The sequence below is a fragment of the Sphingobium sp. TomTYG75 genome (assembly GCF_054771635.1).
The window spans coordinates 70,047-88,957 of the sequence record NZ_BSRE01000002.1; the positions used below are offsets into that span (position 1 = coordinate 70,047).

At 63.2% G+C, this 18,911-nt stretch carries 19 protein-coding genes; 5 read left to right on the plus strand and 14 right to left on the minus strand.

Annotated elements, in window-relative coordinates; translation table 11 throughout:
- Positions 1-63 precede the first annotated feature (63 nt).
- The 3 genes from ACYU81_RS14105 to ACYU81_RS14115 are packed head-to-tail and all read left to right on the plus strand — an operon-like array spanning position 64 to position 2,640.
- Positions 64-1,593, plus strand: coding sequence for a sensor histidine kinase (locus ACYU81_RS14105; RefSeq protein ID WP_460988253.1), 1,530 nt, complete (start codon positions 64-66; stop codon positions 1,591-1,593).
- The gene (locus ACYU81_RS14110; RefSeq protein ID WP_460988254.1) at positions 1,590-2,276 is read left to right on the plus strand and encodes a response regulator transcription factor; all 687 of its coding nucleotides are present in this window, start codon (positions 1,590-1,592) and stop codon (positions 2,274-2,276) included. The genes ACYU81_RS14105 and ACYU81_RS14110 overlap by 4 nt, the downstream gene beginning before the upstream one ends.
- 1 nt (position 2,277) lies before the next feature.
- Positions 2,278-2,640, plus strand: a complete 363-nt coding sequence (locus tag ACYU81_RS14115) for a trehalose-6-phosphate synthase (protein WP_460988255.1) — start codon at positions 2,278-2,280, stop codon at positions 2,638-2,640.
- Between the two features lie 150 nt (positions 2,641-2,790).
- Here the strand turns inward: ACYU81_RS14115 and ACYU81_RS14120 are convergent, their stop codons facing one another.
- Positions 2,791-3,810, minus strand: a complete 1,020-nt coding sequence (locus tag ACYU81_RS14120) for a serine hydrolase (protein WP_460988256.1) — start codon at positions 3,808-3,810, stop codon at positions 2,791-2,793.
- A 275-nt stretch (positions 3,811-4,085) separates the two neighbouring features.
- Here ACYU81_RS14120 and ACYU81_RS14125 point away from each other — a divergent pair, with 275 nt between their 5' ends.
- Together ACYU81_RS14125 and ACYU81_RS14130 are read left to right on the plus strand one after the other, a co-directional pair.
- On the plus strand, positions 4,086-4,463 hold the full coding sequence (locus ACYU81_RS14125; RefSeq protein WP_460988257.1) for a DUF4168 domain-containing protein: 378 nt from the start codon (positions 4,086-4,088) through the stop codon (positions 4,461-4,463).
- 106 nt (positions 4,464-4,569) lie between these two features.
- Positions 4,570-4,944, plus strand: a complete 375-nt coding sequence (locus tag ACYU81_RS14130) for a Rap1a/Tai family immunity protein (RefSeq protein WP_460988258.1) — start codon at positions 4,570-4,572, stop codon at positions 4,942-4,944.
- Positions 4,945-4,963: 19 nt separating this feature from the next.
- Here ACYU81_RS14130 and ACYU81_RS14135 read toward each other — a convergent pair whose 3' ends face one another.
- The 13 genes from ACYU81_RS14135 to ACYU81_RS14195 form a co-directional block, all read right to left on the minus strand.
- Positions 4,964-7,252, minus strand: a complete 2,289-nt coding sequence (locus ACYU81_RS14135; RefSeq protein WP_460988259.1) for an FdhF/YdeP family oxidoreductase — start codon at positions 7,250-7,252, stop codon at positions 4,964-4,966.
- 91 nt (positions 7,253-7,343) lie between these two features.
- Positions 7,344-7,625, minus strand: coding sequence for a cytochrome C oxidase subunit IV family protein (locus tag ACYU81_RS14140; RefSeq protein ID WP_460988260.1), 282 nt, complete (start codon positions 7,623-7,625; stop codon positions 7,344-7,346).
- On the minus strand, positions 7,622-8,251 hold the full coding sequence (locus ACYU81_RS14145) for a cytochrome c oxidase subunit 3 (RefSeq protein ID WP_460988261.1): 630 nt from the start codon (positions 8,249-8,251) through the stop codon (positions 7,622-7,624). Before ACYU81_RS14145 ends, ACYU81_RS14140 begins: the two co-directional genes overlap by 4 nt.
- Positions 8,244-9,893, minus strand: a complete 1,650-nt coding sequence (ctaD, locus tag ACYU81_RS14150; protein WP_460988262.1) for a cytochrome c oxidase subunit I — start codon at positions 9,891-9,893, stop codon at positions 8,244-8,246. The genes ACYU81_RS14145 and ctaD overlap by 8 nt, the downstream gene beginning before the upstream one ends.
- A complete protein-coding gene (gene coxB / locus ACYU81_RS14155; protein ID WP_460988264.1) occupies positions 9,886-10,860 on the minus strand; it encodes a cytochrome c oxidase subunit II in 975 nt (324 codons plus the stop codon). The genes ctaD and coxB overlap by 8 nt, the downstream gene beginning before the upstream one ends.
- A complete protein-coding gene (locus ACYU81_RS14160) occupies positions 10,857-11,615 on the minus strand; it encodes an SCO family protein (protein WP_460988265.1) in 759 nt (252 codons plus the stop codon). The genes coxB and ACYU81_RS14160 overlap by 4 nt, the downstream gene beginning before the upstream one ends.
- On the minus strand, positions 11,612-12,037 hold the full coding sequence (locus tag ACYU81_RS14165) for a hypothetical protein (protein WP_460988267.1): 426 nt from the start codon (positions 12,035-12,037) through the stop codon (positions 11,612-11,614). Before ACYU81_RS14165 ends, ACYU81_RS14160 begins: the two co-directional genes overlap by 4 nt.
- A complete protein-coding gene (locus tag ACYU81_RS14170; protein WP_460988268.1) occupies positions 12,034-13,080 on the minus strand; it encodes a hypothetical protein in 1,047 nt (348 codons plus the stop codon). Before ACYU81_RS14170 ends, ACYU81_RS14165 begins: the two co-directional genes overlap by 4 nt.
- Complete coding sequence (locus ACYU81_RS14175) at positions 13,070-13,573, minus strand: c-type cytochrome (protein ID WP_460988269.1); 504 nt, start codon at positions 13,571-13,573, stop codon at positions 13,070-13,072. The genes ACYU81_RS14170 and ACYU81_RS14175 overlap by 11 nt, the downstream gene beginning before the upstream one ends.
- Complete coding sequence (locus ACYU81_RS14180) at positions 13,570-14,115, minus strand: DUF3341 domain-containing protein (RefSeq protein ID WP_460988270.1); 546 nt, start codon at positions 14,113-14,115, stop codon at positions 13,570-13,572. Before ACYU81_RS14180 ends, ACYU81_RS14175 begins: the two co-directional genes overlap by 4 nt.
- Positions 14,108-15,409: an NrfD/PsrC family molybdoenzyme membrane anchor subunit gene (gene nrfD, locus ACYU81_RS14185; RefSeq protein ID WP_460988271.1), complete on the minus strand. Its 1,302-nt coding sequence runs from the start codon at positions 15,407-15,409 to the stop codon at positions 14,108-14,110. The genes ACYU81_RS14180 and nrfD overlap by 8 nt, the downstream gene beginning before the upstream one ends.
- The gene (locus ACYU81_RS14190) at positions 15,406-18,240 is read right to left on the minus strand and encodes a Fe-S-cluster-containing hydrogenase (protein WP_460988272.1); all 2,835 of its coding nucleotides are present in this window, start codon (positions 18,238-18,240) and stop codon (positions 15,406-15,408) included. Before ACYU81_RS14190 ends, nrfD begins: the two co-directional genes overlap by 4 nt.
- Entirely contained in the window at positions 18,237-18,842 is a 606-nt protein-coding gene (locus tag ACYU81_RS14195; RefSeq protein WP_460988273.1) for a cytochrome c3 family protein, read from the minus strand. The genes ACYU81_RS14190 and ACYU81_RS14195 overlap by 4 nt, the downstream gene beginning before the upstream one ends.
- Positions 18,843-18,911 lie beyond the last annotated feature (69 nt).

Consider the following 18,911-nt stretch of genomic DNA (forward strand, 5'->3'; position numbering starts at 1 on the left):
GGGCGGGAGGGACTGACTAAGCTTGGAAATGCCTCCTCGCCGCCGTTCCTCAGATCAGCGCCCATGGTAGATCGGAACCATCCAGCGGTGCCTTCGTCCCTGGGGGCAGCGCCACGCACGCTTGACTGCCGAGCGTTAATACTGGCGGCCGCTATCGTCCTTCCATCCTGGTTCATCGCCATATATGCGCAGCCAGGACTTGGGCGCGTCACGGCGGCGTTATTCTTCGTCCTTGGGGTGGTAATCTGCGGTGCGCTGGGCGGGCTTGGCGCGGCACTTTTGGCCGCGACAGCGGCATTCCTGCTCTATAATTTCTACCTGGTCGAGCCCGTCTTCAGTTTCCAGATCTCCACCGGCCGCGACATTATTCCCTTGCTCCTGTTCAGCCTGTGCGCCGTGGTCGCTGGCGTCCTCGCGGCCCGGCTGAAGGATCGGGCTAATGCGGCGAATTCCAGCAACCGACAACTAAGCAGTCTGCTCGCCTTCAGCCAATCCCTTCAGTCGGCAATGCGCGTGTCCGATATTGCCACGGCGCTCAATGAACATCAGTCCGAAGGTATCGGCACGACAGCAACGCTCTTCCTGGTCAGGGACGGCTCGTTCGATGCAGTCACGGATCAATCAGATGACAGCGGCGGACTTCAACTTGTCGAGCAGGCGGCCAGATTTCGCGAGAGCCAGCGGGAAAATGGTCCATACACGGTTTGTCGCCTCGACAGCAGTGCCGGTTTCGAGGGAGCCGTTCTGTTTGAGCATGACCCCTCACAGCGGCTTGAGAGCGCTTTCATGTCGGCGCTGGCCAATCTGATCGTCCTGGCGGTCGAACGCGCCGCTCTTTCAGAAAGCCATGCCGAGCGCCGAGCGCAGGCCCGCACCGAGGAGCTCAAGACCGCGCTGCTCTCCTCTGTCAGCCATGACTTTCGAACGCCTCTGACCGCGATCAGCGCCTCCGCATCAAGCCTCATCGAATTTCGCGAGAAGCTGGAGCCTGCCGCAGCCGAGCGCCTTCTGCGGGGCATCGTCAACGAATGCGAACGTCTGAACCGCTACACCTCCAATCTGCTGGAAATGAGCCGCTTGGAGGCAGGTCAGTCATTGGCTCGCAGGCAGACGTTGGGCGTTGCCGACACCATCGGCGCGGTAGTGCAAAGGATCCGTTCACGAGCTGGCTGCCGGGACATCGTGCGGCAGTTGAGCGGCGATGATCTTCTGGTCACCGTCGATGCGGCCATGTTCGAACTTGTGCTCGTGAACGTGCTCGACAACGCGATCATCTACAGCGAAGACGGAACGCGGATACAAGTCAATGTCGTCCGCGAGGGTGACTATTGCGTGATCACCGTGGCGGACGAGGGCCAGGGCATACCGCCCGACGATCTCGAGCGCGTGTTCACCCGCTTTTACCGCGTCTCCCGACCTCGCGCCTCACCACGGGGCAGCGGGCTCGGCCTTGCAATCGCCAAGGGGTTCACAGAAGCGCTTGGAGGCCGGATCAGGGCTGACTCTCCCGGTAGGGAAGGCCGCGGCACCACCATCACGATCATGCTCCCCCTCGCCACAGAAAACCTCGCCAAAGAAAACGCAGCCTCATGACCACCCCGCATATCCTTGTTGTCGATGACGAGCCCTCGCTGGTCGACGTGCTCAAATCCGTTCTGGAAGCAGCTGGCTACATCATTACTGTCGCGCACGACGCGCGGGACGCCATGTCCGCCATCGAATCCGTGGAATTCGATCTGATTTTGCTCGACCTCGGCCTGCCCGACATAGACGGCAAGACGCTTCTTCAGCGCATCCGGCTCGATCACGATGCGCCCATCATCGTCATTTCGGCGCGGCATCAGGAGGTGGAAAAAATCGCCGCTCTCGACGAGGGCGCGGACGATTATGTCAACAAGCCGTTCGAGATTGGCGAGTTGATGGCGCGGATGCGCGCGGCGATCCGACGTCATTCGCTAAACAAGGCGGAGGCATCGACCTATTGTGCCGGTGGGCTGGCAATCGATTTTCCCACACGCCGAGTGACGCTGTCGGGAGAGCCGGTCAAGCTGTCGCCGAAGGAGTATGATCTTCTCCAAACATTGGCGCGAAAGGCCGGACAGGTCGTGACCCACAAGCGATTGCTGGCGGCGGGCTGGGGAGCAGAGGCAACCGACACCCAATATCTGCGCGTCTACATCGGCCTCCTGCGCCAAAAGATCGAGCAGGATCCTTCCGATCCCAGTCTCCTTCTTACCGAACCGGGTGTCGGATACCGCCTGATCGCGGCCAGCTGACATGAGTCGCCTGATCGTCGTTTCCAACCGGGTCCAGCCGACGAGCCTTCATGATGGCGGGGGCAGCCAAGGTGGGCTCTCTGTCGCGCTTTCCGCTGCGCTGCGAGAGGACGGTGGTATATGGTTCGGCTGGTCAGGCGAAGTAACAGAGAACTACACCGGAGGCATGCACTTCGAAAATCCCTACAGCTGCGAAGAGGTTTCCGAGGCGATCATTCAGGCGCTGGCGATGCCCCTGCAGGAACGCCAGCGACGCTGGCGCCAACTGAACGACACCGTCTGTTCTCAGGATGCAGCCTGGTGGCGCAAAATGTTCATCAACTTCCTGAGCGCAGAGCCTGTAGCACTACCCATCAGATCATGACCCGGCGGAGCCGAGAAAGCTTGTTGCTCCTTCCACTGTCATGGCGCCGTCGACGCAGGGAAGGTGCCCACCAAATTTTCGAGGAAAGGATTTTCGGGAAGTCGCTGCCGCGCCATCCTAATCGCCGTCTGCACAGCGACGGGCGCCGCGTCAGTCCGTCCTGATGATCGCGCGCGTGACATTCCCCATGAGCCGCATGCGGGTCGGGATCGGCACGCGCGTGCTCGCGATCATCACCGCCAAGGCGTAGCGATGACCTTCGGGCGAGACGAGAACCCCCACATCATTATAGCCTGTGGAGAGGTTCCCCAGTTCCTGCCCCGTCCCTGTCTTGTGCGCCAGCGTCCAGCCGCCGCGAAGCCCCGACCGAAGGCGAAGCGGGCCGGTCCTGCTCGCGCGCATCAGGCTGAGAAGATGTCGCGTTGAAGCTGCGCTCAGCAGCTTCCCCTTCTTGAGCAGCATCAGGCCCTTGGTGATGCCGTCGGCCGATGCTCCGTCATAGGGAGCGGCAAGATAGCGCTTCAGGGCTCGGTTGCGGGCGGCATAGGGCATGGCTGCGCGCGCTTTCAAAAAGCCCCAGCCGCCTGCCCATTCGGGTCGCCACTCCAGCCCTGCCGTTTTCGCCTGGAGCTTGCGCTCTCCAGGACCGAAGCCGACATCGTCTATGCCCTTGCGCGCGAGCATGGCGCGGATCGCCTGGGGACCGCCCACTTTCCACAGCAGAACATCATTGCAGCTGTTGGCGCTGCGCGTCAGCGCCATTTTCAGCAGATGGCCGATCGTCGTGCGATAACCGGCCTTCGTCACGAGAGGCCGAATGGGCTGATGGAAGACGGTCAGGTCGGATTTCCTGACGGTCACAGGATCTGACAAGGATAATTTGCCGTGATCGACCGCATCCATGACCGCAATCGCCACCCACAATTTGCTGACGCTCTGTTGCGGGACGAGCCGGTCTCCGTTGAACGACACGGTCCAGCCCTCATCCATGTCGCGCACCGAAATGCCAACCTGCCCGTTAAATGCTTCGCCCAGACCCTGCACCGCGTTGAGAAGGTCGGCGGGAGGCTGCGGACGCTCCGCTGCGGTTGGCTCTGCCGCCTTCGTGAGATGTTTTACAGAAGCTGCATGAGCGGCGGACTCGAGGCGCGCCCCGGGCGCGCAGCTCATGAGCAACGACAATAGCAAGGGAGCCGTGAAAAAGCGGCTTGGATGAGCGACCGGCAATGTAAACCCTCTTCGCGCAAGTTGGAGGAAGCAGGCTGAGCAAGCCCATCGATCCGAATGGATCGCCGCCGTTGCGATGATTTGACCGCGGTGGCGCAGACAATCTGATAAACCCTGATGCTGGAGTTTTTCAATGGCTTGGCCTAAGATTGTTTCCGACGACGCTCCTGTCCGGTCATTATCCGCCGAGATCCGCATTCATTTGTCGAGGATAGCTCATGCCCAGAATTTTCCACGCAGCCGCTCCCTTGCTTTTCCTGACCGCCTTCCCGGTCGTCGCATCGAGCAGCGGCCAATCGGTGGCAGCTTCGACCGTTGGCACGCCGGAATTTTCACCCCGGCAAATTCATGCCTATGCATCCGCCCTGTTGGAGATTCAGAAGATGAGGCAGGTCGTCTCCGCACGCGCGGCGAAACTGGAGCCGGGCAAGGCTGCCCTGCTCAAGAGCGAGGCGAAGGCCGAAATGATCCGCATCGTGCAGAAACACGGGCTGGAGTTGAAGAACTTCAACGCGATCAGCGCCAAGGTCGAGCAGCAGCGCAAGCTTCGGCATCAGGTAAAGCAGCTCATGATGGAACAGCTTCTTTCCACCTGAACTGGTCTGGCTCCTTCAGGGATACTTCAACGGACTTTCGACAATAGCGCAGCCCTGCCGTTACAATCAGGATCATAGCGCGCAAGTGACATGTAAGGAGGTAATCATGGGCCGACCTTTCTTTCTCATGCTCTTGGCGACGGCGGTGCCCAGCCCCGGCCACACCGCAGAGCCGACGCGAGAAATTCCCGCTTTTTTCTCGGGCAATCAACTGTTCGAAATCTGCTCAAATCCCAATTACGGCCAATGCTCCATGTACGTCGCTGGCGTCATCGACGGAATTTTCCTCGCTGACGGCGAGGGCGGCAGGCAGTCGCTGTGCCGTAGCGCAATCACCAACCAAGGTGCGGCGGAACTGGTGCTGAGCAAGCTCTCAGATGACACCGCCTTGCGTGACCTCTCCGCCGCAGCCGCCGTTCGGGCAGCGGTCGCTGATCGACTATCCTGCCCGGTTTCCCCTATCCTCGCCAAACATTCCTGATCGCATCCGCCTCAACGGTTCAGCCACTATTTGCACGGATGCGCACCGGCACGGATTTGGCGGCCGGCGTCTTTGACAGCTTATCGTGGTGCGAGAGCGGCACCAGCGGGTTCATCTCTGGATAATAGGCCGCGACACATCCGCGCGGCAGGGAAAAGGGCGTCACCGTCAGACCGCCCACTTCCCGATGCACCCCATCTTGCGCATCGCTGACCAGCGCCACTACCTGCCCGTCCGTCAGGCCCGCACGGGCGATCTCTTCCGGGCTCATGAGCAGCACGTCGCGTGTGCCCTCAACGCCGCGCAGGCGATCGGAATAGCCGTATATGGTGGTGTTGAACTGGTCGTTGGATCGCAGCGTGATGAGCCGGTATCGTCCCGGCGCGTCTTCAAAGCCGCAGCTCGAAAGCGTCGTGGGCACGGTGAATTCCGCCTTACCGCTTTCGGTTTTCCAGATCCGCTCGCGCGCCTTGTTTCCGCGATAGAAGCCGCCGGGGGTGAACAGCCGATTGTTGAAATCGGTGAACTTGTCGGGATAGCTTGCCTCTATGAGATCGCGCACCTCGCCATAGTCACCGACCCATTCGTCCCACTTGACCTTAGGATTGTCGGGCAGCGTTTCCCTTGCGATCCCGGCAACGATCGCCAGTTCAGAAAGCAGATGCTCGCTTGCGGGCTTACGCTTGCCGACCGAGCCATGAACGCAGGACAGGCTGTCCTCGATCGTCACGGTCTGCGGGCCGCTCGACTGCGTATCCGCTTCCGACCGGCCGAGGCAGGGCAGCAGATAAGCGACCTCGCCATTGATGAGGTGGCTGCGGTTGAGTTTCGTGGCGATCTGGACGGTAAGGCGCATTGTCGGCCAGGCTGCCTCCATCTTCTCCCGTTCCGGAATGGCGCGCACGAAATTGCCGCCGAGGCTGACGAATGCCTTTACCTTGCCCGCGATGATCCCTTCACAGGCTTCGACCGTGTTCATGCCCTTTTCCATCGGCGGATCGAAATCGAACAACTTCTTCAGCCGGTCGTTGGGGACCAGTTCCGGCTTTTCGGATATGCCAACGGTGCGCTGACCCTGCACGTTGGAATGGCCGCGCACCGGCGAGACCCCCGCCCCTTCCCGCCCGATATTGCCGCGCATCAAGAGCAGGTTCACCAGCATGCCGATGGTCTGCGATCCATGGACATGCTGGGTAACTCCCATGCCGTAGATGCCGATGACCTTCTCCGCATCGCAATAGATGTCGGCCGCCGCCTCCAGATCCGCGCGGGACAGGCCTGACTCCTGCTCGATCTCTTCCCAGCTGGTGCCGCTGGCGCAGGCGACGAACTCGTCGAAGCCATGACAATGCTGATCGATAAAGGGCTTGTCGATCAGGTGGCGCTTGTCGCGCGCGAACAGGTCGGCGTCACGCGCCAGCACATGCTTGCACAGGCCCATGATGGCGGCGATGTCCCCGCCTGGACGGACCTGGAAATAAAGTTCGGAAATCTGCGTCCGCTTGCCCGTCAACATTTGCGTCGGGCTTTGCGGATTGATGAAGCTGATCAGCCCCTCTTCCTGCACCGGATTGAAGGTGACGATGCGGCAGCCGCGCTTCACCGCCTCCTGGAGCGGATGGAGGAAGCGGGGGCTGTTGGAGCCGGTATTCTGGCCGAAGAAGAAAATGGCATCGCATTTTTCAAAATCGCTCAGCACGCAAGTGCCGACCGGCGAACCCGTCACCTTCTTGAGGCCGACAGAAGTGGTTTCGTGGCACATGTTGGAACTGTCGGGCAGATTATTGTGCCCATAGAGACGGGCGAACAGGGCATACAGATAGGCGGTTTCCAGGCTGGCTCTGCCCGATGTGTAGAATACGGTCGATTTGGGATCGAGCGCGCGCAGTTCCGCGCCGATCTCGCGGAATGCTTCCGACCAGCTGACCGGACGATAGCGGTCGCTCACCGGATCGTAGCGCATAGGATGAGTCAGTCGGCCCTGCTGCTCAAGATCATGATCGCGCCATTCCTTGAGTTCCGATACGCTGTGCTTTTCGAAGAAGTCCGGCGTGCATCGGCGGCTCGTCAACTCCCACAAGGTCGCCTTCGCACCATTCTCGCAAAATTCGAAGGCATGTGGATGGGCAGGCTTCGTCCAGGCGCAGGATACGCACATGAAACCGCCCGGCTTGTTCTGCCGCCGCAATGTTTCAAGAACTGCCGGAGAGTCCAGTTCCTTGCCGAAGATGCGCGTGATGCCCTGGAGAGAGCCCCAGCCACCTGCCGGTCCATCATAATGCACCGTGTCATCTTCGGGCTTGCTCATGATGCACTCTCCTGATGATTAAGCCGGGACCGCGATCGCCTGCTGGCGCAGCAGACAATGCCCGTGGCTTCAGAAATATCCCGACCACAGTTCACCCACCCATCCATCCGCGCGTCAGATAGTCCGACGCCGACAGCGTCATCATCATGATCAGCCAGATGCCTGCCGCCAGCATGGCCAGCCGGGCGATCGCGCCTTCCTTGCGCATCTCCATGAAGAACCAGAGGATGAGTGCCGCCTTGGCGAAGGCGATGACGTAACTGATCCAGGGCTTGGCGGCCCCAAGCGGCAGGTGCGCGGCAATCACGGTCGCGGCGAGCAGCAGCAGCAGCGCCGCCCAGACGAGCGCGAGCCGGATGAACCGCGTTCTCACGAAACCCCCGGCAGATAGAGGGTGGGATAGAGAAAGACCCAGATGATATCGACAAGGTGCCAGTAGAGCGCGACATTGCCGATCAGCAGGGCGTTTCGGTCCTTCCGCGCCGCGCGGCGGACCGCCGCAAGCCCGAGCAGCGTGATCCCTCCGATGACATGCAGCGCGTGCAGGCCTGTGCTCACGAAATAGAAGTTCATGAACAGCTGCTGCGTCCGGCTTTCGAAATGCGCATTAGCAACGCCCGGAACCAGCCCTTCGCGATATTCACCAAAATATTCGTAGCCCTTGATCCCCAGGAACAGCAGCGCGAGCAGGATCGCGACGGCCAATGCCAGCCCCGCCAGCCGCGCTCCGCCGCTTCGCGCCGCCTCGACCGCGACAGCGACCATCAGGCTGGAGGTCAGAAGAACCCCCGTGTTGGCGGTGCCGAGCCAGACCTTCAGATGCGCGGAAGAGGCGACATAGTCCGCCGGGTGGAGGAGCCGCAGCGCCATGGCGGCCGCAAACAACCCGCCAAACAGCATCGCTTCGCTCGCGAGAAAGATGATCATGCCTAGCCGGTCGGCCTCTCGCTGGCGCGCCATCTCGTGAAAGGGTTCGTGCAGGGCGCGCTGGTCAGGCATTGGCACGGCTCGCGGGATGTTCGAGCGGATAGTCGTATGGGCCACGCACAACCACCGGCTGCTCGGTGAAATTATGCTTGGGCGGGGGCGAGGATGTCGTCCATTCCAGTCCGGTCGCGCCCCAGGGATTGGCCGGCGCGCGCGGCCCGCGTCTCAATGACCAGAGCAGGTAGCCGGCGGGCATGGCGTAGCCGACGGCGAGCAGCGCCGCACCCGCCGAGGAGAAGACCTGGAGCAGCTGGAACTCCGGCGGATAGACATGGTAGCGGCGCGGCATTCCTTCATAGCCCAGCATGAATTGCGGGAAGAAGGTGAGGTTGAAGCCGACCAGGATGACGATCGCGGCGATGCGCGCCAGCGTCTCATTATACAGGCGCCCGGTGATCTTGGGCCACCAATAATGGAGCGCGCCGAAGAAGGCCGTCACCGTCCCGCCGACCATGATGTAGTGGAAATGGGCGACAACGAAATAGGTGTCGTGGACATGCACGTCGATCGCCAGCATCGCCAGCATGAGGCCCGTCAGCCCGCCCGCGACGAACAAGCCGATAAAACCCATCGCGAACAGCAGCGGCGCATCGATCATGATGTCGCCCTTGTAGAGGGTCGCGGTCCAGTTATAGACCTTGATCGCGGACGGCACGGCGACAGCGATCGACAAGAAGGAAAAGACCGCGCTCGCATAGATGGATTGGCCAGACACGAACATGTGATGGCCCCAAACAAGAAAGCCGATCACCGCGATCGCGATCGAAGCGATAGCGACGAACCAATAGCCGAAGATGCGCTTATGCGCCGCCGATGTGATCAGCTCGCTGATGACGCCCATGGCGGGCAGCACCATGATATAGACAGCCGGATGGCTGTAGAACCAGAAGAGATGCTGGAACAGCAGCGGATCGCCGCCCAGCGCCGGATCGAACACGCCGATGCCGAACAGCCGCTCTGCCGCGACCAGCAGCAGCGTGATCGCCAGCACCGGCGTTGCCAGCACGAAGATGATCGACACCGCATAATGCGACCATATGAACAGCGGCAGGCGGCTCCACGTCATGCCGGGCGCGCGCAGCTTGTGGATTGTCACGATGAAGTTGATGCCGGTGAGGATCGTCGAAAAGCCGCTTATGAACACCGCGATGACCGTCGCAACCACCATGCCGTTGGCATACATGGTGGACAGCGGCGTATAGAAGGTCCAGCCCGTGTCCACGCCCCCGCCCAGCACCACGGCCAGCGTGATGAACCCCGCAACGATGTAGATATACCAGCTGAGCAAATTGAGCCGAGGAAAGGCGAGATCCCGCGCGCCGATCATCAGCGGGATGATGAAATTCCCGATGGTGTTGGGAATGGACGGGATCAGGAAGAACCAGACCATGATGATCCCGTGCAGCGAAAAGGCGCGGTTGTACCCCTCGTTCGTCAAAAGATCGCCCGCTGGCGTCAGCAGGTCGAGCCGGATCAGCGCCGCCGCTATGCCGCCGATCAGGAAGAAGAAGGTGATCGACACGAGATAGAGGATGGCGATGCGCTTGTGGTCGGTCGTGAAGAACCAGGATCGCAAACTGTGCCCGGCGCGCAGATAGCTGACATCCTCCACTTCCTCGTCAGGCTTGTCGATGTCGAGCGCGGCGTCACTCATCGCGATCCTCCTGCCGGCTGCCCGGCTTTCCCGCGCCAATGTCTTTCAGATAAGCTACCAGCGCGTTCACCTGCTCAGGCTGCAACACATTGCCATAGGTCGGCATGATCGGCCTGTATCCGCCCGCTACGTCCTTGTTTGGCAGCATGATGGAATCGTGCAGATATTGCTCGTCCGCGATCAGGCTGCGCCCATCCGCCAGGCCGACCGCACGTCCGTAAAGCCCCTCCAGCGGCGGCGCGTGAACGGCAGATGCCGCACCGTGGCAGCCGCTGCATCCGGCAGAACGGAACAACCGCGCACCCGTCGCCGACAGCGTCCCGTCCTCCCCCCCATCATGGTTGCGCGCGAGCCAGTCCGCATAATCCTGCGGCGCCATGACGATCAGCCGCCCACCCATGACACTATGGTCGGTGCCGCAAAACTCGGCGCAGCGCAGCGCATAGATGCCGGGCTTGTCGGCGGTGAACCACATGGTCGTGTAGCGGCCGGGGAGCACATCCTGCTTGATGCGCAGAGCCGGGACATAGAGGCTGTGGATCACATCCTGCGAGATCAGGACCAGTTTGACCGGCCGGTCCACGGGCACATGCAGGTCGTTGATTTCTCGCGCGCCTTCTCCATGCTGATATTTCCACATCCATTGCTTGGCGACGACATTGATCGTCATCGCCCCGGCTGGCGGTCTCCGAAGGTCGAAGAACAGGGCAGTCGCCCAGACGAAGAAGACCAGCGTCAGGATGAACGGGATTATCGCCCAGCTGGCCTCCAGCCAGACATTGCCGCTGGACGCATGTTCGCGATTGACGTCCCGGCCGGTGCGGTATCGGATTGCGAAGAAAGCCATCAGCACGAACACCGGCAGGGTCAGCAGCCAGACCATTACCCCGAAGGAGCCGATCAGCAGGTCGACCTTTCCGGCATGCTCGGACGCCTGCACCGGCCAGAGGAAAAAGCGGTGGCTCATGCCGTCCGCTTCCTGAGCCGAAATATCAGCAGACCGATCGCGGCGACGGTGATGCCGCCGGCAAGGCGCAATATCTTTTCGATGGCCGGGGTATAGCGGCCCGTCGCGGGATCATAATGATAGCAGAGCAGGAGCAGCGCCTCGCCAAAGGAGGCCGACCGTTCCGACCGGGCGGTGCGCAATGCACGCTCCAGGTCAGCCGGACGCGGCGTCAAGCCGTATAGCCAGCCTGTCAGCCGACCGCCCGGCGAGATCACCGCGCTCGCCGCTACATGGGCGTATTGGCCGATGCGGTCATCCCACGCATAACGATAGCCGATGGCGTCAGTGACGCTGCGGATCGCCTCGCGCTCGCCGGTGAGGGCGTGGACGCCCGCGCGCTGCCCGATCCGGGCGAGATCGTCGCGCGCGGCCTGCGGCCCCTCGCGCGGGTCGATGCCAAAGGCGACGAGCCTGAAGTCGCGGCCAGGACGCAGCGGCTGCGCGCCGATAGCCTGCGCCACGCCGGCCAGCGTCGCGCCGCATATATTGGGACAATGATGCAGCACCGGCACCAGCAGCAAGGGCTTGCCTGCCGCCAGCGCGCGCAGGCTGGTATGGCGGCCCTGCGCATCGAGGAACGGTGCATCGACGGGCACGCGTGCGCCCGGACGCTCCTCGATCCGAGCTTCGCCAAAGGGGTCAAAGCCGCTCTGCGCGAAGGATGGACCGATGGTCAGCAGCGCCAGGCAAAAGATAAGGAGGCGCAGAATCATTGAGCGGCCTCCCGATGCGCCCGCGCAACCGCTTCCGGCGGCGGCGCGGGTTCCACCTCTTTCCAGCCCCGCTCGATGAGGCTGCGCCGGGCGCGAGTAAGGGCGGCGTCCTTCAGGTGCCTTCCCATCGCCGCATCATAACGGCGGCGAACAGACTGGGGCTCGGCAAGCAGATGAGGCAGCGGCGGGGATATGGCCATGACGGGCGCAAGGTCGCGCGGCTGGTCGTCCTGCGTCCTGAGCCAGCTCAACGTGCCCGCTGCGAAGGCAAGCCCAACCAGCATCAGCCCGAGGAAGCTGGCGATGCCCAACACAACCTTGCTGGGCGAGGCGTCGCGCGGTTCATAGCCGCGCTCGCGCTGCCGATCCGACGGGTGGTCGCCGCGCTGTACCTTGGTCTCGACATGGAGCGGACGCGTCATGGCCGCGCCTCCCGCGACAGCCGCTCCCTTATGCGATGCCGCAGCGCCATCGGCAGCAGCGCCGCCGCAATCAGGCCAAGGCCCGCCGTGCTGGTGCAAAAGGCCAGCGCCGCCAGCCCTCCCCTCCCCGGCAGGGCCACCCAGGCGAGTTGCAGGAGCGCTGACATCAGCACGGCGAGCGACAGCGGCATGAGCCAGCCCGCACTTTCCCGCGCCCTGGCGAAGAGCAGCGCCAGCAACGGCAGGCCGCCCAAAAGGCCAAAGCTCCATGCGACCACCTCCCATTCCGGGCTCCAGCGCCGGGCGTACCATTCCACATCAGGCGCAAGATTGCTCGACCAGATGACGAAGAAGGGCAGGAACAGGAAATAGGCCGACAGCAGCAGGAGCGTGAGCAGCAACGCGCCCAGCACGCCAATTCGCCTTGGCACGCGCCCGCTAGCCAGTCGCAGGAAAAGGAGCGCACAAAAAGCGATCGTCACCTCCCGCTGAAGAAATTCGAGTCCGAAGGCGGAAGACGCAAAGTCCGGGTCCAGCGACATCAGCCAGTCGACCGCGACAAGCGATGTCAGGATCGGCATCAGCACGACGCCCAGGCCCGCCGTGGCGGTCTGGCGCTGCCGTCTCTGCATCCGATGACCGAGAGCCCATTGCGCGCCAAATCGCAGCACTGTGCGCAGCATGAACGGCAGGGGACTGAGCCAGAACAACTGAAAAGGATGGAGCGAGCGGTCTCCCGCCCACGGATAGATTGCTGCCATGCCGATCAGCACCGGCAGCATCACAAGGGCGGCCAATGGGGTCAGCAACGTCGCGGCCTCGGTGCTCAGGCGCAGTTCCTCCCCCCATATACCGGGGATGAGGCGCATCATCATCATGAGCAGTAGGGCGCCCGACGGCACCGCTCCGAACGCCACCGCTCCGCCCAGCCAGCCGGTCAGCACGGCACGGGGCGACCAGAGCGAGCCCACAAGCACAGCGCCGCAGATGAGCGCGCCCGCCATTATCATCAGCCGCTCGCGGGGCAGCATGCTAGCGGGCACGTGTGGCCTCCTGCTCCGCATCGCGGAACGGTTGGGCCGCCTGAAGCACGCGAATATGCGCAGCAATGGCCCAACGATCGGCGGGCGGCACCCGGTCGGCATAGCTGTACATGACGCCATAGCCGTTGGTGATGACATCATAGAAATGCGATGCGGGCGCGCCGCGCAGCCGGGGCGACAAATAGCTTGGCGGATGCGGAAAGCCGCGCATCGTGACATATCCGTCGCCTCGCCCATCCTGCCCATGGCAGATGGCGCAATAAATGCCGTAGCGTTCCTCTCCCCGCTTGAGCAGCGCGGGCGTGATGGCGGCGGGGCGCCGGGCAGCTGCGGCGCGCAGCGGTGCATCACGGGCGACCGTGCCATCCGGCGGCGCCTGCATCACCTTACCGTCCGGGAACAGGCTGCTATCCTCATAAGCATCGTCGCGCGGTTGCTGCACCATGTCGTTGCAGGCGGCGAGCAGCAGGGCGCAGGGCAAGGCGCGGATCATGATCGTGCCCTCTCACGCACGTCGATGATCGCGTCCGGCCCCAGTGCGGCGAGCGCCTTGCCCGCCTCGTCACGGTCGAACGGCTCCTCCGCAAGGATCGCCAGATAGAAGCGGTCATCGGCGGAGAGGTCAAAGCCATCGGCATCGAAGATCGGATGATGCAAGCGCGGCAGGCGGTTGGCGATGAACATAGTGGCAAGGCAGGCGAGGACAGCGCCCAGCACCATCAACTCAAAGGTGATCATCATGAAAGCGGGCAGCGCGACGAGCGGCCTGCCGCCGATGCGCAGCGGATAGTCGAGGTTGGTGCCGACCTGCATAAAGAACCCTGCCGCTGCTCCGACGATACCGCCGATCAGCATGGCCGCAGGAACACGCCGATCCCGGAAATCGAGCGCATCCTCCAGCCCCTTCACCGGAAAGGGCGTGAAGGCGTCCACCTGGCAAAAGCCCTGCGCGCGTATCGCACGGACAGCCTCCACCAGCCGCTCGGGCGTATCGAACGCGGCAAGCACCGCAAAAAGGCGCTGGCTTTCAACCATCCGCCGCCTCCTCGCGCACTTCGAAGGCGGAAATGACGGGCAGGAAGCGTACGAACAGCAGGAACAGCGTCAGGAACAAGCCGATCGTGCCCGCGAATAGGCTCCAGTCCCAGAAGGTCGGATGGAAATAACCGGTCGAGCTTCCCAGCCAGTCACGATAGAGTGAGCTGACCAACAGCATGTAGCGTTCCATCCACATGCCGACCGTGGCGCTCGAGCCTATCAAGAACAAGGCAAGAGGCTGCACCCGCCAGCGCCGCCACCATAGCAGTTGCAAGGGCAGGAAGTTGAAAAGGATGGCGCCCCAATAGCTCCAGGCATAGGGGCCACCAAAGCGGTCGAACAACGTCTCGGCTTCCTTGCCCCCGGCATAGGCGGCGGTGAACATCTCGGCGGCATAGCCATAGGCCGTCATCATGCCGGTCGCCAGCAGCAGGCATCCCAGCATGTCGAGGTGGCGTGGCGTCACCAGCGTATGAAGCCCCAGCATCCAGCGCAGCCACACCGTCAGCATCGACACCACGGCAAAGCCCGAAAAGGCCGCGCCCAGAACGAAATAGGGCGGAAACACCGTCGACACCCAGCCCGGCACCGGCCCGGCGGCGAACAGCAACGATATTTCTGAGTGGACGGAAACGACCAGCGGCACCGCAATGGCGGCGGTCAGGCGATAGGCCTGTTGCCAGCGCGCCCAATGCGTAGCCTGCCCCCGCCAGCCGAGCGCCCCCAGACCGAAAAAGATCTTCCACCGCATCTTGCTCGCCCGGTCCCGCGCCGCCGCCAGATCGGGGATGATGCCGATATACCAGAACAGCACGGACACGATCAGATAGGTGAGGACCGCGAAGAAATCCCAGGTCAGCGGACTCTTGAACTGCGGCCAGACATCCATCGTGCTGAAATAGGGCGCCATCCAGTAGAAGAGCCACGGCCGCCCCAGATGCAGGATCGGGTAAAGCCCAGCGCAGGTAACCGCGAACAGCGTCATCGCTTCGGCAAAGCGGTTCAAGGAATTGCGCCAGTCCTGCCCCATGAGCAGCAGCATCGCGGAAATCAGCGTCCCCGCATGTCCGATGCCCAGCCACCAGATATAATTGGCGATGGGAAAACCCCAGCCGACCGGAATATTATTGCCCCAGATGCCGGGGCCATGACCGAACAGCCAGCCAACCGAAATGAAGAACATCATCAGCAGCGCCAGCGCGAAGCCGAAACATATCCACCAGGCACGCCGCGCCGGAAAGCGCGGGGGCAGGCGCAGGACGCGGTCGGCGGCTTTCAGGTCCGGGCTCATACTTTGCCCTCCCCGCGTCTGATCCGCGCCTGATAGGTGGTGCGCGGCCGGGTGTTGGTTTCGGGCAGCAGGTCATAGTCGCGCCCGCTCGCCTTGCGGCGGCTGACGTGACTCTTCCCGTCGGATATGTCGCCAAAGACAATGGCCTGCGTCGGACAAGCCGCCTGACAGGCGGTGATCACCTCACCATCGCGGATCGCGCGGTCTTCCTTCTTGGCGTCGATCCGGGCGGCGCTGATACGCTGGATGCAATAGGTGCATTTTTCCATGACGCCGCGCCCGCGGACGGAAACCTCGGGATTGCGGGCGGCTCGAAGTTCCGGCGGATCCTTGGTGGTCAGGTCGAACCAGTTGAAGCGTCGTACCTTGTAGGGACAATAGGCTGAACAGGTGCGCGTACCGATACAGCGATTATAGACTTGCAGGTTGAGCCCGTCGGGACTGTGTACAGCAGCGTTGACCGGGCATCCCATCTCGCAGGGCGCGTCCTCGCAATGCATGCAGGGCACCGGCTGGAATGCATGCTGCGGATCGTCGGGCGACCCCTCATAATAGCGGTCCACGCGCAGCCAGTGCATCTCGCGGCCCTTGGCTACCTGATCCTTGCCCACCATGGGGATGTTGTTTTCTGCCACACAGGCGACGACGCAGGCATTGCAACCTATGCAGAGGTCAAGATCGATCGCCATGCCCCAGGCCGGGCTGGAGCGCTGGGGTGGGTAGAAATTCGTCGGCGGCGGCTCGGGGGGCAAGGCGTCGGCCAGCGTATCGACGAAGCGGATGAACTCATCCCCCTTCATCGCGAAATGATGTTGGGTGGTGGCGATTTCCTCGCTGCCGTCGATCCTTTCGAGGCGCACCTCGCCGCTCGCCCCAAGCAACGGATAGGCGTCGAAGCCAACATCCTTCGCCACCGGCCCGCCGCTCCGCCGCCCATGGCCGAGATGGACGAGCAGGGTGCGCCGTTCCTGCCCCGGCAGGATCCACACCGGCCCGGTGACGCTTCGGCCCCCTACCCACAGGCGCACCCGCTCGCCCGAGGCCAGGCCCTGCTCCCGCGCCAGAGCGGGGCTGATGTGGATGGCATTGCCCCATGTGATCTTCGTCAACGGCTTGGGCAGTTCCTGAAGCCAGGGGTTACTGGCAAAGCGGCCGTCCCAGATTGTGGGGTCAGGGCGGATGAGCAGGGAAAGCCGGGCGCTGGGCCTGTTTTCGCCAGGAACAGGCCCAGGAACAGGAGCGCCCTGCGGCGACGCGGCGGCGGGGTGGCTGTTCAGGATGGTCCCGCTGACCAGCGCCCTTGACCAGGCGTCATCGTCCAGCGTGTCGCGCCAGCTCTCCCGTACTATCTCCCGGTCCGGGCGGTTGCCTCCCATCAGCCCTTCCAGCAACGCATGGCGGGAACGGACCTCGAGCCAAGGTCGCACCAGCGGCTGCACCAGCACGGCAGACCCATCAGCGACGCGCCCGTCGCTCCAGCTTTCGAGCAGGTGCGGCATGGGCAGGTGCCAATGAGCGATCGCCGCGCTTTCATCGGCATGCAGCCCCGCATGGATGCGCAGCGGCACACGCGCTAATAGCGGCTTGAGGTCGGGGGCTGTGTGCACCGGGTTGGCGTCGAGCAGGAAGACAGTGTCGACTTCGCCCGCCTGCAGGGATCGGGCGAGGGCTGCCATGTCCAACGGTTGCGGCCCGGATGCTTTCACGAAATGGCTCCGCGTCGCTGTGCCGTTGCCCAGATGCGCGTCGATGGAGCGGGCCAGCGCGTGGAGTAAGGGCGGATGCTCTGGCCCCACCACGACAAGTCCCCGCCCCGCATTGCTGCGAAGCGCAGCGGCCGCTTCGAGCACCCACGCCCGTTCGGGCGAGGAAAGCCCCTGCCGCGCCGCGGTTCCGATGCCCAACTCTGCCGCGACAGCCGACAGCAGCGACTCCATGCGTTCTCCGCTCGCAACCAGCCGACGGGTCGCCGTAACGCCGGTGATCGTCGGGCTGGGTTCCGCAACCAATAGGCGCGCGTCGCCTTCGCCTGACTGAAAAGCGCGCCGCCGTGCACCCCAGCCGATCGCCTGCCAGGTCTGAAGCGGCCCCGGTCCCAGCAGATCGGCGTCGAAGCTGACGATGGCATGCGCCCGATCCAGGCGCAGCCTTTCTCCCGTAACGGTCGGGTCGCCGACCGGCGCATGCACATGCCAGCGCGCCTCGGGCCAGCGTCCCAGCAGCGCGCCGATCTGGCGGCGCAACGTCGGGGAGCCGACCGGGCCGGTCACGAGGTGGAAGCCCGCTCCGCCCTGCCCGTCCAACCGCCGGCGCAATCCGGCAAGCGCCGCATCGTAGCGCGTCCAGCTTGTCGGCTGCCCCCTATATTGGGGCGCAGCCGAGCGAGCGGGATCATAGAGGTCCAGCAATGCGGCCTGGACGAAGGGATCGGAAGCGCCACGGCTGGCGGGATGATCGCCATTGCCCTCCAGTTTGATGGGACGGCCCTCGCGGGTCTTGCCAATCACCGGCTGCGCCACGCCGTCCATCTCCACCGCCGTAGCATAATAGCGGGCGATGCCGGGTTCCTCGCCCTCGGGCTGCTCGACAAAGGGCAGCGCTTCCTCGTCCGGCGCGCGCTGGCAGCCGTCGAGACCGGCGAGCGCGATGGCGCCACCCAGACATTTCAGGATATCGCGCCGCCGCCAATCGCCGGAACCTTGCCCCAATGCTGGAAAGGCCGCGCCGATCCGTTCTCGAAAGCCCGGCTGGTCCACCAGTTCGTCGAGCGCGCGCCAGAAGCGTTTGCCGGTCAGCGAACGCAGCGCCGCCATGTCAGGGGGACCGCTCATCGGTGGCATATCTCGCAGTTGTCGAGTGTCTTCGGATCAATCCGATGCGCTCGCATCACCCGTTCGCCATAGGCCCGCTGCTCTTCCTCACGCCATCCGAGCGGCTCCATGCGCGTCACCAGTTCACGCGGGCGCAAATGCGGCGCGGGATCGCGGTGGCACTCCAGGCAGAATTGCATCTGGAAAGGTTTCGCTCGCCATGTGAGCGGCATCTGATCAATACGCCCGTGACATTCGACGCAGGCTACGCCCCGGTCGATGTGGATGCTATGGTCGAACTGGACATAATCGGGCAGTTGCGCCACCCGCTGCCAGTGAATGGGCTTGCCGGTGAGCAGACTTTTCCGAACGGGCTCCAGCACCCCCGCACCGGTCCACAATTGCGAATGGCAGGTCATGCAGGTGTGCGTGGGGGGCAGTCCGGCGCGCTGGCTCACCTCCACGCTCGTATGACAATATCGGCAGTCGATCCCGTCGTCCGCCACATGATGCTTGTGACTGAAAGGAACTGACTGGTCCTGCACCCATCCGACCTGCGACTGATAAGAGGACTTCGCATAATCCCAGCCCCCAAGCGCCAGGCCCAACACCGCTATCGCCAAGGCCGCAAGACCTAGGCGTAGCCATGTATCGGCGGATGGCGGAAAGATTTGCGCGTTCGCCCCCTGTGT